General features: G+C 52.4%; 11 protein-coding genes. 1 reads left to right on the top strand and 10 read right to left on the bottom strand.

Annotated features, from left to right (window positions below; translation table 11 throughout):
* Positions 1-4: 4 nt before the first annotated feature.
* The 9 genes from EFA69_RS02010 to EFA69_RS01970 form a co-directional block, all read right to left on the bottom strand.
* Positions 5-1006, bottom strand: a complete 1002-nt coding sequence (locus EFA69_RS02010) for a 2-hydroxyacid dehydrogenase (protein ID WP_123131400.1) — start codon at positions 1004-1006, stop codon at positions 5-7.
* Positions 1007-1081: 75 nt separating this feature from the next.
* A complete protein-coding gene (locus EFA69_RS02005) occupies positions 1082-2398 on the bottom strand; it encodes an MFS transporter (RefSeq protein ID WP_123131399.1) in 1317 nt (438 codons plus the stop codon).
* A 39-nt stretch (positions 2399-2437) separates the two neighbouring features.
* Complete coding sequence (locus EFA69_RS02000) at positions 2438-3778, bottom strand: alkaline phosphatase family protein (protein WP_123131398.1); 1341 nt, start codon at positions 3776-3778, stop codon at positions 2438-2440.
* A 484-nt stretch (positions 3779-4262) separates the two neighbouring features.
* A complete protein-coding gene (locus tag EFA69_RS01995; protein WP_123131397.1) occupies positions 4263-5174 on the bottom strand; it encodes an endonuclease/exonuclease/phosphatase family protein in 912 nt (303 codons plus the stop codon).
* 247 nt (positions 5175-5421) lie between these two features.
* Complete coding sequence (locus EFA69_RS01990; protein WP_123131396.1) at positions 5422-6828, bottom strand: FAD-dependent oxidoreductase; 1407 nt, start codon at positions 6826-6828, stop codon at positions 5422-5424.
* Positions 6829-6833: 5 nt separating this feature from the next.
* The gene (locus EFA69_RS01985) at positions 6834-8144 is read right to left on the bottom strand and encodes an MFS transporter (RefSeq protein WP_082893771.1); all 1311 of its coding nucleotides are present in this window, start codon (positions 8142-8144) and stop codon (positions 6834-6836) included.
* 360 nt (positions 8145-8504) lie between these two features.
* Positions 8505-9764 (bottom strand): DUF5689 domain-containing protein, encoded by a 1260-nt coding sequence (locus EFA69_RS01980; protein WP_148041229.1) that lies wholly within the window; start codon positions 9762-9764, stop codon positions 8505-8507.
* A gap of 36 nt (positions 9765-9800) precedes the next feature.
* Positions 9801-11291, bottom strand: a complete 1491-nt coding sequence (locus EFA69_RS01975; protein ID WP_123131394.1) for a SusD/RagB family nutrient-binding outer membrane lipoprotein — start codon at positions 11289-11291, stop codon at positions 9801-9803.
* Positions 11292-11302: 11 nt separating this feature from the next.
* Positions 11303-14599 carry a SusC/RagA family TonB-linked outer membrane protein gene (locus tag EFA69_RS01970; protein WP_123131393.1) on the bottom strand — a complete coding sequence of 1099 codons (3297 nt, stop codon included), beginning with the start codon at positions 14597-14599 and terminating at the stop codon, positions 11303-11305.
* Positions 14600-15251: 652 nt separating this feature from the next.
* Between EFA69_RS01970 and EFA69_RS01965 the strand changes: the two genes are divergently transcribed.
* Positions 15252-16016, top strand: coding sequence for a DeoR/GlpR family DNA-binding transcription regulator (locus EFA69_RS01965; RefSeq protein ID WP_123131392.1), 765 nt, complete (start codon positions 15252-15254; stop codon positions 16014-16016).
* Between the two features lie 185 nt (positions 16017-16201).
* Here the strand turns inward: EFA69_RS01965 and EFA69_RS01960 are convergent, their stop codons facing one another.
* Complete coding sequence (locus EFA69_RS01960; protein WP_221175651.1) at positions 16202-17242, bottom strand: metallophosphoesterase; 1041 nt, start codon at positions 17240-17242, stop codon at positions 16202-16204.
* Positions 17243-17477: the final 235 nt, after the last annotated feature.

Below are 17477 nucleotides of genomic sequence, written 5' to 3'. Positions count from 1 at the left end.
TCGCTTAGCTTTTAACGGCCAATATTTCTTTGTTTGCCAATTGTTTAATGTTCTTGTCCTCCTTGATGAACCAGGCTACCAACGCGTCATTCATAATATAGGCGTGGTGGTCTTCCACCTCAAACGTGGCCCCGGCAATGTGCGGGGTAGCCAGTACGTGCGGGTGGTGAATGATTTTATAGTCAACTTCATCTGGTGGCTCATGGTCAAACACGTCCAGGATGGCGCCTTTGATGCGGTTGTTCTCCAGAGCGTCTAGCAGGGCCTCGCGTTTCACCACCACGGCGCGGGCGGTATTCACGAAGATGGCTTCTGGTTTCATGAGCGAAATAAGGCTTTCATCTATCATGCCCGTGGTTTGGGGGGTAACCGGTAAATGCACCGACACAATATCGCTGGAAGCGAAGACTTCTTCCAAACTTACTTTCTGGTAATCTGGGTCCGGCGACTCGGTGTAAGGGTCATAGAACTGGATGGTGCAGGGGAAGCATTTCACCATGTTGGCAATGCGCTGGCCAATAGCCCCGAAGCCGACCATGCCAATGGTTTTTCCGGCAAGTTCGCTGCCTTTAAACTGTAGGTAAGACGTATGTGCCCCGGCTTCCCAGTTTTCGCCCTCCAGCCAGGCGCAGCCGGCTATGGTATTCCGCATGAAGGTGATCACGTTGGCCACGAACATTTCGGCCACGGCCTGGGCGTTGCGGGCGGGAGTATGGAACACCGGAATATCATTTTCAGTGGCGGTCTCAACGGCCACGTTAGAAGGGGTGCCGCGGCAGACGCCTATAAATTGCAAGTCTGGATATGCGTTGATGACTTCCTTGGTGACATGGTCATGCTCGGTGATGAGCGCGTCGGCTTGGGTTTCCTCTAGCAGCCCGATGAGTTCTTCTTCGTTATAAGCGCGGCCATGCGGTTTCCAGGGGCGGTAGATGACTTCGCCAAAGGTTTCCTGCAACACTTGCTGTGCTTTCTCGTGGTAAGGGGCGGTTATTAAAATTCTCATAAGCGTAGTTTAAGTCTCTAATGAATGGTTCTGGAAAGGCCGGCTGGGGGAAGCGAACCTGCCTGGGGTGAGGGTTTATATGATGACCGATGGATTTAATTCTTTTTCCTCCTGCCGGAGGGGAGCCGCTTCTTCTTTGACTAAATGGGCGGTTTTGGCATTGTCTGGTAAGGTGATGAATTTAGTAAGCACCGCGCTGAGCAGATAGAGGCCAGCCAGAATCCAGACCACTCCTTCGGCCCCGGCTACGCCAATGAACACGCCTACAATGGCCGGGCCCAGAAACACGGGTAACCCAGCGCCTAAATTGAGAATAGCCATGGCGGCGCCTTTGTCTTTCTTTACCAGGGAAGGCACCAGCGCCGAGAGAGGCACATAGCCTGCCAGCAAGGCTCCCCAAAGTACTCCTGCCAGCATTACGGCCCAGAAATTACTGCCCATGAGCTGCGGCGCGTAGTAAAACAGTAGGGTGGAAATGGCGCAGCCCACGCCGCCAAACCACATTACGGTGTTGCGCCAGCCCAATTGGTCGCCCACAAACCCGAAGATTAGGTTAAATGCGATGTTGGCGGTGAAAATGGTGCCCCAGATTTGCAGCCATTCGGTGGTAGAAAAGCCATGGGCAGCCATGTAGGTGGGCAGGAAAACCGGGAAGGCAAATTGCGCCGTGGTGTTAATAACGCGCACCAGTCCGCCTAACAGTACTTTGGGCTCTTCTTTCACAATGGTGAGACCTTTCATGAGTTCCTGGGCTTTGGCCCCGGCGTTGGTATGGCTAGCTTTGAATTTATCTCGGTTCAGGACTAGCGCGAACAAACCGCCCACCAGTACCCAGAAGATAGAGCTCCACATGGTGTTGATATAGCCCAGTTCCTGAATGGCCCAGCTGGAGTAATAAGCGCCCAGTACGTTTAAGCCGCCCGTAAATACAAACCAGAACCAGCCCACGGCCCGGCCCAGTTTCTGTTGCGGACTGCGGTACGTGATCCAGACCAGGAACGAGTAGGCAAACAGGGGGTACCCAAAGCCGCGTAGGGCGTAGGTGAACAGCATCATGGGGAAGTTCCGATCAGTCATGCCGTAGCCTACAAACCCGATGGTGCCCGCAATGTAAAGGAGCAAGCCCCAGGCCATGGTTTTCTTAGCGCCATAGCCTTCGGCTAACACCCCGGAGAACCAGGACGAGATAGCGATGGTCACGCCGTAGACCGTAAACAAAGACGCCGATTGCTGGATAGACATGCCATGCTCCAGCAGGTACGGGCTCAGCCATCCCTGTTCCAGGCCATCGCCCATCATGAAAATCAAAATACCTAAGTACCCCCATCCCAATTGGCTCGGAATGCCGGCTTTGTCCAGGAGGGAGTTGCCTGCTGTTGAATGGTTTTGCATGTCTTTTCTGTTTAGGCTTACTAATTGATTTACTTCTATTTATTTAAGCGTAATAATTCCAGGATACAGCATGCCTTCTGCGGCGGGGAGTTGCAGGCCCAGCAGTTTGGCGGCCAGCGGGGCAATGTCTACCAGTTCCATCTCTGCGATGACCTGGCCTTTCTTAAAACCGGCCCCATACCCTATGAAGCCGGTTTGGATGTCTGGGAAATCTGGGAAGTAGCCGTGCGTGCCGCCCTGTGAAGAAGTGAAGGCCTGGCTGGTGTAGGAGTTCCCGAAGGAGATGCCCGGTACGGGAGCTAATGCCAGAACCGCGTTAGGATCGGCCCCGGCTTGGAGTAGTTCTTGCCGGCTCAGCACCCTGAACAGCTTCTGCTGGCTTTGGGGCAAGGCCGCTAATATCTGCAGCACCTGCTGCAGGGTCTTCTTGTCGTTCTTGTCCTTTAAGTGAAGAAAGGTGGAGCCACTCGCCGATTTGAACTGGGCTTTCCAGTCATCTTTCTTGAGGTCTTTGATCAGTCCGGCCTTGGCCAACCACACGTTGGGGTTGATGTTGGTGTGACGGTCTACAAAGCCGTGGTCCCCCGTCACAATCACCGCCGTCTGGTCTTTGATGCCCGCTTTCTCCAGTGACTCCAGGATGAACCGGATGGCATGGTCTGCCCCGGCTACCGCTTTTCTGACGTTTTCGCCGTGGCGGCCCTGTGCATGTTCCGCGTGGTCTACCGCCGCCAGGTGCACGGTGGTGAAGTTGGGTTTGTACTTCCTGAGCAGGTAACCGGCCATACGGGCCACATTGTCATCCATGCTCAGGTAATCTTTGTCCAGGTTGAAATCATGGGCTTCCAGCTTTCCGGTGGCGTTCTGCTCCAGTTCTGCCCAGAGACCGGGTGTGCCGTTCTTGGCCGTAATCTCCCGTCGGTCTGAGTTGCCGATGGGCCAAATATCTGGGATGTTGTAATCTATGGGGGCGCCCGCTGTTACCGGCCAGAGCACGGAGGCCGAGGTGAGGTTGGCTTGTCGTAATGCATCCCAGATGGTGGGGCTTTTGATGGCGCTGTACTCCCAGTACCACTTGCCGGTGGCACCCTGGGGCTCAAAAGGGTCATTGTAGTAGATGCCGTGTTTGGCGGGTTTTACTCCGGTTACCAGTGTGGTGTGTGACGGAAAGGTAACCGTGGGGAAAACCCCGTTCACCCCTTTGGCATGCACGCCACCGGCCATCATCTGTTGCAGGGTCACCGCTCCCCAGGAGGGATCCAGGTAAAAGTCTGGCCGGAAACCGTCAATGGTAATCAATACCACGTGCTTGGCGCCCTGCCCTAAGGCGTGGAGGCAGAAAGAGGCGGCAAACAGGACCGTGAAGATGAATGGTTTCATGTGACAGGGGTGAAGGTCAGGAAATAACAAGGACAAGGATAATTCTCTCTTCAAGCTTTCTGCCTGAGTATGCCTTCGCATTGCCGGGTTGTCAAATTCTTACTTGTAAGGCTTTTCTTTTCTAGAATTTGATGAAGTAGTAGTGTAGGGCGCGGGTTATTCAAATAAATCAAATTTAATTAAATTAAACAAAAGTAAAGTATATGTAAATTAACTTAAGTAAGAAAATTAAATCTTGAAAGTGAATTAAAAGGCGAAAAGCTTTGAGTAGAGCAGTTGTTAAGAGTATAGGGGCAATAAAGTGCTGTGGTAAGGGAAGACGCACTAGGTAGATAGGCCGGGCATACTTTCAGTAGAAGTCAATCTGGGGTAGCGGCAATTCCAGATTCAGGGATCAGGCTTTATGTGTTAGGTGATTCAAACCAGGTATGCCTGAATGTTAGCCGATTATGCTCAGTATCTTTTATCTGCTTGGCTATATGGGTTATAAAAGAATATCGGCGGAGACGAAATAGTGGTCGCTGGGGAACTGCCCTTTGATTTTGTCTTTGATTATGGTTGACGCCAAGGCTTTCACTGGGCCTTTGGTATAAATGAAGTCAATCTTCTTGCTGTTTTTTTTGGCTTCTTCGCTTTGAAAGCCATGCGCCGTCACGCCTGGTTCGGTTGGGCCATTTATCTCGGCGTAGGAGTCCTTCCAGTTAGCTTCTCTGATGGCGGTGTGAAGGGCATTGTTGGCGCCTGCGTTGAAATCGCCGGTGAGGAGTTGGGGGAAATTGGCAGGATATTGGGCAGCTTCCTCCAGGAGTAGCTTCGTCTGCTTTTCCCGGGCTTCCTGTGCCTTGTGGTCCAGGTGGGTGTTCACTACCCTGAATTCCTTGCCCGTTTTCTTTTCCCGGAGCCGTACCCAACTGGCATTGCGGGCGCGCGCCGTGTTCCAGGAGAGGCTGCCGCCCAGAAGCGGTGTCTCTGACAGCCAGAAGGTGCCCCCGGTGATCAGTTCATAGCGGGCGGTGGAAAACAGAATTGGGTTTTTGGCGATGCCGTGGTAGCCCGTGGGGTTTGCGTCCATCTCCGGTCCGTCAAACCCGAAGAGCTGGTAGCCAGAAAAAGCTTTTCGGAAGTCATCTGACTGCACTTTTAGCACTTCCTGCAGGCAGAGGATGTCAGGCTTGTGGTTTTTAATGACCTGCAGGCAAATGTCGCGGCGCTGGGGCCAGCCTACTCCCTTGGCCTCGTCCTCAGGCAGGGCTACCCGTATGTTGCAGCACAGCACCCGGTGCGTATTGCTGCTCTTTTTTTCTGCTACAGGTACTGAGGCCCAGCTCAATTGGCTCAGCCAGGGACCGAGGGCGGCTAAGCTGGCGCCTTTCAAAAAGGTTCTTCTGGAGGTCATGGGGTGGAAAGGGATGGTTGGGGAAAGCCTTGGTTGATGTTGCGATTAGCGGCTGTTTTTCCTAAAACAGGCCTAAAACGCAAATGAAAAGTTTGAGCAAAAACTTCCTGGAAGGAAGTGAAAGCTGTTAAAAAAGTGCTGTTCCCTTTGGGGAAGGATCATGTGGGTTTACAGGGAGAGACTTGCGGTAATATTTTCTGTTTAGGGGCTATTTTCAGAAAAATAGCCCCTAAACAGAATGCTTTGATTACGCTTCCTGCATTTCCTGCACTGGGGCCGGCCTCAGGTAGGCGCCCGTAGCCAGTAGTTCTTCCTGCAGTTGCTTCACGTCAATTTGTGACGGCGCCACGCCCGCTCTCACCGCAATCTTGGCAGCCCGGCCCGCAGCCTCGCCCATGGCCATGCACGGTGCCATCACCCGTATCGCCGACATGGCTTCATGGGTGGTGGAGATGCAGCGGCCCGCTACCAGCAGGTTTTCTACTTTCTGTGGCACCAGTGAACGGTACGGAATGTCATAGCAATCACCGCACCACTCCAGGGTGCAGCCGCCGCCCTGCGGGTGGTGGATGTCCAGGGGGTAGCTGGCCACGGCCACGGCGTCTTCAAAGCGGCCGCAGCTGAGGATGTCTTCCTTGGTCATGACGTACTGGCCCACAATGCGGCGGGTTTCGCGTATGCCCAGGAACGGTGCCATTTTGGCGAAGTAAGCGTTTTCAAAGCCCGGTACATACGCGGTAAGGTATTTCTGGATCTCAATCACCTGGCGGCGTCCTTCAATCTCTCCATGCGAAAGGCTGGCCGGGTTGGTGCCGTCCACGCCGTTGATGCGGGTCATGTTCACCCACACTTCGCCCTTGCGCAAACCAGTGATCAGAATGGTTCTTTCCACGGGCAGGTCAAAACCGGCTTCGCGGGCCTGTTGCATGAGGTTGCGCATGCCCACCACAATAAACTGGTGGTTCTGCCCAAAATACTCCGCCGGGATAAAATCTGTGAGGTAGGTGCGGGGTTCCTGGGCGATGCTCATGCGCAGTTTATCGGTGTCTACGCCGGCCAGGCAGAACATGAGGGTAGGAGGCTGGGCGCCGCCGGTTTCATTGCCCTGCTCACAGGGAACTCCGGCTTTAAAGGCTACATCGGCATCGCCGCTGCAGTCAATCACGGTCTTAGCCAGAATAGCCTCCCGGCCCGATTTGCTTTCAATCACCACGCCCCGCAGCTTGTCTCCGTCCATGACCACATCGGCAAAAAACACATAGAGCAGTACGTTTACGCCCGCTTCGGTGAGCATGTCCAGGGCGGTATTTTTCACGGCCTCTTGTTCTACCAAGGTAAGGCTCATGTGCAGGGGGCAGGGGCGGTGTTCGCTGGCGGCATCTTGGGCGGCCAGGCGGTCTATGAATTTCTGCGGAATGCCTTTGATGATCTGGTTGCCTTTCTGGCCCAGGAAGCCCAGAATAGGCAAGCCTATGGTCATGTTGCCGCCCAGAAAGCTGCGGCTGTCAATGAGGGTTACGTTGAGGCCATCCTCGGCGGCAGCCAAGGCGGCGGTAATGCCAGACGGACCTCCGCCTACCACCAATACATCGGTCTCCAGGCGCACGGGCACGGTTCTGGCGGGTTCGTTGACTGTTAAAAGATTCTCGTTCATGGTACTTACACGTTAAGCGTTAATTCTGAAGTATTTACTTGAGGAGCGTGGGTAGGGCTTGGTGCACTGCCGACGGATACCTTGGCTTTGGGTCTTTCAGGGCGCACCATGGTCCAGAGCACCAGCACGGCCAAGGGGTGCAGCAGCGCCATGGAAATGAAGATGCGCTCGGCGCCCAGGGTGCCCATTAATTGGCCCACGAAGTAGTTGAACACCACTGCGCCGGCCGCCCCGAACCCGCCCGCAATGCCCAATACGCTGGCCACGTTGTTGACCGGGAAGGCCTCTGCCACCACCACGCTCACGGTGAACAGCCAGCTGAGGCAGGCCATGCCTACAATACTGAAGATGAATAAAGTGACGAAAGGATTGGGGATGTATGGGGTGAGCACGCACAGCGGCGCCAGCACGGCCACGCTTGTGAGCATGATTTTGCGGGCCATAAGGGGCTGTTTGCCTTTCTTTACCAGACGGTCAGACCACGCTGAGGTGGCGATGGCGCCCAGGTCTGCTACGAGAAACGGAATCCATCCAAACATGCCCATCTGCTGTAAAGACAGGCCAGACTCTTCCTGCAGGTAGCCAGGTAGCCAGAAAAGACAGAAATACCATACAGGGTCGCTGATGAACCTGATGAGCAGGATGCCCCACAGGGTGCGAGTGCCCCATAGCTGGCGCCAGGTGAAGGCGGTGCTGTCGGCGGGGTTGCCGGTGCCTACGGCCTCGCGGGCTACTTCTGCGGGTGGCTCGCGGTAAATGAAAATCCACAGCACAGCAATGGCCAGCCCCACCGCTCCAGCCACCAGAAACACAAACTGCCAGTTGAACGCCAGTGCCAGCCAGGCCACCAGGGGCGGCGCAATGATAGCGCCAATGGAACTGCCCGCCACACAAAGGCTATTGGCGGTGGCCCGCATCTTGCCTGGGAACCAGATAGTAATGACCCGTAGCTGCGCCGGAAAGTTGGTGGGCTCGGCCATGCCCAACATGCCCCTGAAGAAGGTGAACTGCCCAATGCTCTTGGAAATGCCGCCGCCCAGACACGCCAGGGACCAGCCTATGATCCCGAAGAACATGGTCAGTTTAGCGCCAAACCGGTCTACCAGCCATCCCGTGACCGGGTACATAAGCGCGTAGCACACCGTGAAGATGTTCACGACCACTGCATAGCCAGAATCATCTAAACTGAATTCCTCTTTTAAAACGGGTTTGAGAATGGAGAGAATCTGGCGGTCAAAGTAATTGAAGACAATGGCCAGGAAAATGACCAGGATGATAAACCATCGTCGCCGGTTAGGGGGAAGCAGTGAGGCCATGGGTGCTTGGGGATTTGTTTGTTAGGTTCAGGTGTTGGTGGTGTGTTAAGTAGTTGCTTTCGGTTTTGCCATAAATGAAAGTAGATAGCTCTGTAAATAAAGAAAATTTAAATTTTTTAAACAAATTAAAAATTAAGTAAAAATTTGATGAAATCTAGTTTAGGATCTAGAATGACGGTGGCGCATAAAAAAATAGGTTTTGATGCGCAGTTGCTCCTTTAGTAGGATTGTTCCTCCTTTAGGGTAGTCTCTGGAGGAACAGTAAGAAAAGCAATGCCTTTGCGTTTAGGGGCCGTTTTTCCAAAAACGGCCCCTAAACGCAAAGGCATTGCTTAGTGGTTGGAGGTGGGGCAGTGCGACCTACATCTTCTCGTAAACGGCAAAGTCGTCTATATTCAGCCTGCCGTTGTTGATAGAAGTATTGTTGGTGGTGCCCAATCCCAATTTATTGATTCTGAACCTGACTTTGCCAGGGATATCCATGGTATAGGTGATGGTTTTGGCTACTGAGTTGGCATCTGTGATATTAGGGCCGTAGGCTTTCCAGGTTTTGCCATCATCAGTTGAATACTCCAGGCGGAAGGTACTGGAGGCATCTGTGTAATAAGCTCCATAGGAGAAAGAAACCTTGGAAGCTCCGTTCAATACGTTAAATTCCATTTGCAGGTAGGCTGCGGAGCTTAGGTTCTGTTGGAAACGTACCGCTTGTAAGCCCGGTAGGCTGAACCGGTCTCTGCCGGCGGTAGGGCCTAGCAATGCCTGGGTGAAACGCCATTTTCCGGTTTTCAGATCAAGGGTGGCGGGAGAGGTGTAGGAAGTTTTGGTAGGGCCTTCAAACGTCTCTGGGAAGCCTTCATAGATCGGGCCGCCCACATCTACCATGTCATTCAGGTTGCGTGGCCATAAACGGGCTTTTGGAGCATCGGCGGGGGAGGCGGCAAATGGCATGGCAATACCTGTGAAGGTGGCGCTGGCGGGAAGCGTGGCCGTGGCGAAAGTGGCTGATGGCTCCGTGTTCAGATCAATAGTGTCGGTGCCATCGGTGAGGGCTTTGAGGCCGGTGTAGGTATCAGTTACGGAAGGATTGGGTTTGATGGCGCCAGCGTACACCCGCACCAGGGTGGCTTCATAATTCTCCGGGAGGCTGTCCAGCAGGTAGGCGGTTACGTTGATGGGGGTAACCGGTCTGTTGGTGGCCACTTTGGTGATGCTGCCCGGGTTAATGCCTCTGAGTTGCAGCGCTCCGTTTACTTTGGTGAGCACGGCGTTTTCAATATTTTCCACCAGGAGAGAATCACCCAGGGCAAAGTTGGCGGCCGCGTCTCCCAGGTGCAGCGTGATTCCTTTGGTGAGGCCCTTCTTGAAGCTTTGGAGGACAATGGTGCCGGGTACAACGTTGCCGTTGGCGTAGTCTGAGATAACGGTGCCTCTCACTTGGTAAGCCTCCTTCATGTTTTGGCGAGTCAGGACCACGTCTTCTCCTTTGTAGAGGTGTCTAATGTCTTGGATAGCGATAACGGGGCTGAGGGAGCCTTCCTGGGCCTCGTAGTTGTCATACTCGCAGGAGGTCCATGTGCCCAGCATGAGCAGGGCAACTAATGTCTGGTATATTCTTTTCATGTTTTGTGCTTGCTAAGTTGAATAGGTGCATCATGCTTAAGGGCGTTGCCACCACACCAGTGTGTTAATGTTGTCTGGTCCTTGGTTGGCAATGGCAGCGTCTAGGTTGTTTTTGTTTGTAGACTGCAACACAATGGGGTAGATCATGCGAGATGGCATTTTCCCGCCATTCTCATGCCCTTGCCCTACCGGCAGAATTGGGTGACCAGTGCGGCGATACTCATACCATTGCTGAAAATCTGTGTAGAACAGCGCATAGTATTTCTGCAGATGGATTTTCTCGAGTTTGTCTTCCAGGGCCAGTGCGTCATCCCAAGCCAGTTCTTCTATGGTCACATAGTTGGCGGGTACGGTTGCGTTCCATTGGGTGATGGCGTTGGTGATTCCTGCCTCATAGTAAGTCTTGGCTGGGGTGGTGATCCAGCCGCGGGCGGCGGCTTCGGCTAGAATAAATTGGGTTTCAGCAAAGGTCATGATGTTCCCTAGGCGGTTGTCAGAAGCGAGGGTGGTAACAGGCTGTGACCTGGGTGTTACTTTCATATTCATTGGGTAGCCTCCCGGAATTCCTTCAAATTCACCATTGGAAATGGTGGCCCAGATAGGGAGTCTGGGGTCAGACCACTCTTTCAGATTGTTGATAAAGAACTGGGTGTATTTTACATCGTACCAGTCTGCGGGGCGCCAGGTGGCGAAAGGGTTGTCATAGGGGGCGGTACCTGTCCAGGTGATACGGGCACCGTCTGCGTTAGCCGCCATGATGGGATAGGTGGTGGCTTTGGTTTCTACTATTTCCCTGAATTTCTCCATGGCGGTCATACCATTGATCATAGGTTCAGAAGCTTTGTTGGAAAGGCGTAGCAGTAGCCTGAGGTACATGGAGTTGCCCAGTTTGCGCCAGTTGGCGGCCACGCCATCGTACACAGGGTCAGCGCTGATTTCGGCAGCCGGTAGATTGGGGGCGGTGGTGAGTAAAGTGTTCGCCTCCTCCAATTTCAGGAACATGTCTGCGTAAATATCGCGCTGGGTGTCAAACTTGGGGAGGAAAACCCGGTCTTTGCCCATGCTGGCTTCTGAGTAAGGGGCGTCGCCGTACATATCAGTGATAAGGGAAGTGACCCAGACTTGGCAGATCAGGCCTATGCCTTTGTAGGTATTGCCAGCCAAATCTGAGGAAGTGATCCTGGTTCTTTCAGCGCCGCCTTTATAGACATCTTTGAAGTTGGCCAGCTGTATGTACCAGTTGTTCCACATAGAGGTGGACTCATTGCTGCGGATGTCATACCGGAAAATTTTGCCTTCCACATCCCCCATGTTAATGTGCACTTGCATGAGTTCATTGTTAATGCGCTGGGCCCGGTCCATGTTCCTTTTTAGAACAGTGGTGATGGCGGGAGCCAAGAGTGTCTGCGGGAGCGCGAATTCGCTGGCGTTGGGGTTCTGGGCGAGCTCCATGAAATCATCTGTGCAAGCCGGATTGGCGGCCAGGAGCAGGCATAAAGCGTATAGGAGGGGTTTCTTGAATTTCATGTTGTGAGGAATTAAAAACCAACGGTGATGTTTAGGCCAATTGTTCTGGTAGAAGGAAGCTGGGCAGTCTCAAAGCCTTTGTCAATGGAGCCGCCGGTAAGCGTGCCGAACTCAGGATCATAAATGGGCCACGGACTCCAAATGAACAAGTCGCGGCCGTAAATGCCAATGGAGGCTTTTTGTAAGCCAATGCGTTTGTACAGGGATGCCGGCAGAGTATAGTCAAAACGAGCTTCCCGCAGCTTGAGGAAATCAGTGCTGAAGGTGTTGCCTTCCACGTTTTCGCGTCCGGCGTGGGCTACGTAATAGGTGGTGATGTTTTCTGTGATGACATCATTAGGGCGGTACGTGCCGTCCAGGTTGCCTTCTGCGTCTCTGTTCGCAATCACTCCTTTGCCTACAATGCCATTGTCGCGGCCCGGTAGTGTAGACTTTATTTTGCCCAATTCTGTGTTGATGGCATTGGTCATGGAATAGGCGGAGCCGCCTGCCTGGCCGTCAACGAGGAAGCTGAATCTGAACTGTTTGTATCTGAACTCATTGCCTAAGCTGGCTTTCCAGTTGGGGTTGGTGTGGCCCAGATAAATAGGTTCCTGTGTTTGCAGTGGATAGCCGTTTTCATAGATGATTTGGCCGTCTGGTGCTCTTTGGTAGCCAATGCCGTAAATAGCATCCATTCTGCCGCCTACTCTGGCTTCTACCGCGCCTCTTAACCCGGTCTGTAACTGCAGAGACGGGAGGTCTTCTGTTAGAGAGAGTACTTTGTTGCGGTTAGCCGAGAATGTAGAGAATGCTTTCCAGTTTAAGCCCTTCTTGCTTTTAAGTAAAGTAGCGTTGGCTTCAATCTCAATACCCTGGTTCCGTACTTCCCCGGCATTGATTACGGCGGCGTTCAAACCTGTGGAGCGGTCTAGCCCAGCAGTAAGAATTTGGTCTTTGGTGCTGCCGCTGTACACGGTAAGATTTAAGCCCAGGCGGTTTTTGAGGAAGCGCATTTCAAGGCCGGCCTCATAGCTGGTGGTGTACAAGGGCTTCAGGTCTTCATTGGCCAGGGTGGTCTGGTTGGCCAATGCGCCCGGGAAGCCAGTGACGGCGTTATATCCTACAAAGGTCTGGTAAGGGGTGTTGCGGCCGCTTCCTACCCCGGCATAAGAGCCTCTCACTTTCATGTAAGAGATGGCGGAAGGAAAGCGCAGCATCTCAGACACAATGGCGCTCAGGTTCACTGAAGGGTAAAAGAACGACACGTTTTTGGTGGAAGTGGTGGTGGCCAATACGCTGTTCCAGTCATTGCGGGCAGTTACGTCCAGAAACAGGTAGTCATTGAAGCCGAAGGTAGCCAGGCCGTAAAAGCTGTTGATGACAAAGCTGCTGCGGAACGGAACCACAATTGGAAGGTCTCTGCTGTTGGCGATCTTGTAGATCTGGGGATAGATTAAGTTCTCGGCCCGTATTTCATCGCTCATGTACTCGTTAGACAAGTGGCTGCCACCCGCCGACACTGAGAAGTCAAACTTGTTGTTGATGATCTTGTTGTATTTGAGCAGGAAGTCGCTGTTAGCCTCCTGGGAATAGATGTTCTGGGAGACAAAGCGGCCCTGCTTGAATCGTTCTGTGTCAAAAGGCCTTTGTTGGGTTCTTTTGTCATGGGCAAAGTCAATGGCTGTGCGCACCATCAGGCTCAGGTCCTTGGTAAAGTTGTAGGTGGCGTTGATGTTGCCCGTAACCCCGTTGCGGTTCTGTCCATTGAGCATTTCATAGGAAATAAGGAAGGGGTTGTCTGGCAGACTGCTGAAGGGATAGTTTTGCTCAATACCTACCCGGTTGTTTCTCCAGTAATTTCTGAGCCAATTCAAGTCGCCGTTCGGAACCCAGTAGCTGGTCCAGTACATCACGGTTTGGTTGTTGTAGCCAATAGCCGGCAGGTTATCTGTAGACTTATTGGTGTAGTTGATCTTGGTGGCGATCTGTAATTTCTCGTTCACTCTGTGGCTGGCAGATAAGGCAACCGTGTTGCGGTTGTAGCCGGTGTTGGGCATCACCCATTCATTGTGCAGGTTGGTGAAGGAAAACCGGACTGCCGTATTCGCATTGCCGCCGTCTAGGGTAACGGTGTTGGTAAAGGTCTTTCCTGTTTGGAAGAAATCTTTGATGGCATTGGGGTAAGCCACCCACGGCGTGCGTTCTTTGCCGGTAGTTTGGGTGACAGGGTCAAACTGGAAATATTTCTGACCCTCAAACTTGGGTCCCCAGGCAGAACTGGTGGAGCGGGTGGTGGGGCCGTCTGCGGTGGCACCCCAGGAGTAGTACTGCTGTCCGTCCAAGCCTTGGCCGTACTCATATTGCCAGTCTGGCCATCTGGAAATGCTTTCAATAGAGGTGTTGGAGTTGACGGTGACTCCTATGCCTTTCACCCGGGAGGTGCCTGATTTGGTGGTGATGACTACTGCGCCATTGGCACCCCGTTGCCCGTAAAGCGCCGCAGCGCCGGGGCCTTTGAGGACGGTAACCGTTTCAATGTCTTCAGGGTTGATGTCATTTAAGCCATTCCCGAAATCCACGGGTTGGTCGCCGCCGGCAGAGCCGGTCATGCGGCCGCTTCCGTTGTTGATGACCACGCCGTCTACTACAATCAGGGCGCCGTTTTCGCCGGTTAAGTTGCTCTCGCCGCGTAAAATAATGGCGTTGGAGCCTGCGGGACCGCCGCCGGACCGGCTTAAGTTGACCCCGGCTACCTTACCTGATAAGGCGTCTGTCCAGTTATTAGACAAAGATTCTGTCAGTTGATCGCCCTGTACCGTGGTGGCGGAGTAGCCTAAGGCTTTTTCTTCTCGTTTAATCCCGAGGGCGGTTACCACTACCTCATTCAGGGTCTGGGAGTCTTCTTCCAGAACAATGTTGAGTGTATTAGCCTCCGGTATGTTTACTTCCCGTGTTTTGAATCCCACATAAGAGAACACTAGAGTGCCGGTATTAGCGGGCAGGGTGAGTGTGTAGCTTCCGTCGGCTCCGGTGGCGGTGGCAACAGTTGTGCCTTTTAGGAGTACTGTAACCCCAGGTAAGGGCTCACCGGAGCTGGAGGTGATTTTGCCGGTGATGGTCCGGGTAGGAATGCTTTGATTGGTAGATAGAAGAGTAGTGCGGGGCGCAGTTTGGGGTAAAGGCGAAGTGGTGGTCTCCTTTGCGGCCAGGTTCTGCCTGAGCTGCTGGTCTGCGCTGGCCAAGAGTTGGCCATTTGCCGGTACTATGTAGCCGGAAAGCCAAAACACCAACGCCAGGGGTGGTAGTTTGTGTAGAGTTTTGTACATAGCTTGATTCGTTTATGGGGTGGATAATGGGTTGTCTGGAAGCAAAGAGTGGGATTGGGTAAAAAAAGAGGAGAGGTGAAGGCCTGATGAAAGGCCGTGCGCGTCCCTGGCGTGCAGGAAGCTGCCGTCTTCTTTGGTGTGCGGTAGGTGGTGGGGGTTAGGTCTGCTGGGTTGTTATATCAAAACACAGGTTGCCATTGCCGTGGTTGTCTGATGTTGTGAATTTTGTAAAAGAGGGCCCGTAATTGCTTGAACTGTTTCAAAGAAAGAAAATTTAAATTTATTAAACAAAAATTTATTAAATAAAAGTTAATTGAAATAGAAGTTGGTTTATTTTAAACTTTTATTTTCTCTTGTTCGGTTCTTTAGCAGGAGTATAGTTCCGTATTGGGAACAGGCAAGTTGAGAAGCATGTCTTTTGTAGATAAGGCAGTTTTTTGGGTACTTTCTCTATGTTGGCGATAACTATAATGGGGAAAATCAATTATTGGCTGTTGTTAGTGCTTCAGTTGAACAAAGGTAGCTGTGGCCTAGACAGCATATGGCAGACTTTCGGTTAACAAATAGTTAATAGTTTGAAAACGTTTTTAACTTTACATTAAACAAAGCAGCTGTACCCTGCGCAAGGGATAGGCATGAGCTAAAAAGAAAGATGAATATTACTGAAAGGCATCAATTGATATTGCAGCGACTCCAGGAAAACGGCAAAGTGGGCATCCAGGAGTTGAGTGACTTGATGAAGGTAACGGGTGTAACCATCAGAAAGGACCTGAAACTTTTGGAGGATAAGAGCTTATTGTTCAGAACCCAGGGGGGCGCCTCTATCACCAACCCTTATACCATTGAGCGCCCCATCAACGAGAAAGAGTTCATGCGGGCCGATGAAAAGCAGAAAATTGCCAAAGCTGCTTTAGAGCTCATTGGGCAGCATGATTCCATCATCATAGGGTCTGGTACCACGGTTTTCCAGTTGGCGCGCTGCCTTTACCCCAGCAAGCACCTGACGGTGATTACGCCTGCCGTGCGGGTAACCCTGGAGTTATGTGCCCGGCCTAATGTGGAGGTGTTGCAGTTGGGTGGAGTGATCAGGCAGAACTCCTCTTCGGTGGCGGGAGCCTACGCCGAAGGAATTTTAGAGGACATTTCCTGCGGAACGCTGTTTCTGGGGGTAGACGGCATTGACCCGGACTTCGGGTTTTCTATTACCAACTTAGCGGAGACAAGCCTGAATCAGAAAATGATTGAATCGGCGCAGACAATTGCGGTGCTGGCGGATAGCAGCAAGTTTGGCCGGAGAGGCCTGGGCCGAGTGTGTCATCTGGAGCAGGTGCAGTACGTAGTCACTGACAGCGGCGTACAGCCTAGCATGGTAGAGCAGTTGGAAGAACGGGGAATCAAAGTGATTATAGCCAAATAAGCGTTAGGTTTTATGGCATGAGCGCCCAATGTGCTCTCTCTAAGAGGGTGCATTGGGCGTTGTCTTTTTCTGCCATAGTAGCGGCCGTTGCGTTTAGCGGCTCTTTTTCTAAAAATAGCCTCTAAACGCAACGTATTGCTTTTTGCTGATTTTGGGTAGGGTAAAAGCTAGGGTTAAGCAGATTTCTACTTGAATAAAGGCACGGTAAATTTGCTGTCCTCGTCTTCCTCCCATACATGGTTGCCGTTGGCCCGCGGGGCGATGGTGCGTACGCTAACAGTTTGGGCCTTCATGTCAAACTTCATCAGGCGCACGAGGCCGTTGCCCCCGTTGCGTTTCCCGGGCTCACTGGTTCTGGACTGGTAATCGGCTAGGAAAGCTTTGATAACGTTGCCATTGAACTCTTCACGCCGAAAACCTTCTCCGGCGCGGTGTCCGGAAAGCATCATGAAAACATTGGGAAACTTCTTGAACCGCTCGTAAATGCTCTTCCCTTGCGGGGTAAACTTGCTTGGGGTGCTGTTGTTGCCCGTGCCGGCTATTTCATTGCTTTTGCTGCCGGCGGGGCGGGCCAATATGCTATGGCTCACAATGATGGTTTTGCGGTTGGCGTGTTTGGTTAAAATGCCCTCTGCCCAGTCATGTACTTCTTTTTCCAGTGAGGCATTGTATTCGCTGTCATTGGGTTCATTGTACTCTAAGTAAAGCACCAGAAAATCCTGGCCACCCGCAGAAAACAGGTCATAGTGGTTGTCATTGCTCCCTGAAGGGCCATGGGCGCCACCGTAATAAGGCTTGGTCTCAAAATGCTTCCGACCGAAGAATTGTTCAAAACCTACTTGGGTGCTGCTTTCAGTGGGGTTGCCGTTGGGGGTTTGGTCATGGTTGCCTACCGCTACGCCGTAAGGAATGCCATGGGGTAAGTTCTTGGTGGGAGCCTCTAACTGGTATAAAACCGCGCTGGCACGGTCCCACTCCTCAGGCTTGGCTCTGCCGTGGTCTACTATGTCGCCAACGTGGGCTACATACGCAATTTTCTCGGCCTCCTGATTTTGTTTGATCCATTTAATCTGCTCCTCAAACATTTCCATGGTGCCACCATGCTTGAGGGAGGTGTAATATTGGGTGTCTGGCAAAACCACAATCTGGAAGTAGTCTTCCTCCATTGCCTTTTCTACTTGGGTAGACTTGCAGGCGGAGAGGCCCAGGCAGAAAACCAGTGCCAAGGCTACATGTATTCTGCAAAAAGCTGGTAGAGTTCTTGTCATGCTAGGGTGTAGTTGAATCAATGAGAAAGGCTTGGGCTATGGTTGCCCTACTTTTGGGTAAATTCTGGAAAAACGGTCGCTAAACGCCATGGCTACTATATGCGGGCTTTGCTTGCCGTTGAAAACCTGCGCTGAAAAATTGAAATCCTCTTTAAAAGAAGAGGGTGCTCCGTTAAGGAAGGCGCCAAGGCTT

Origin of the sequence: Rufibacter immobilis, from assembly GCF_003721565.1 — a bacterium.
Taxonomy (GTDB): domain Bacteria; phylum Bacteroidota; class Bacteroidia; order Cytophagales; family Hymenobacteraceae; genus Nibribacter; species Nibribacter immobilis.
This window is presented reverse-complemented; position numbering and strand designations above follow the sequence as displayed.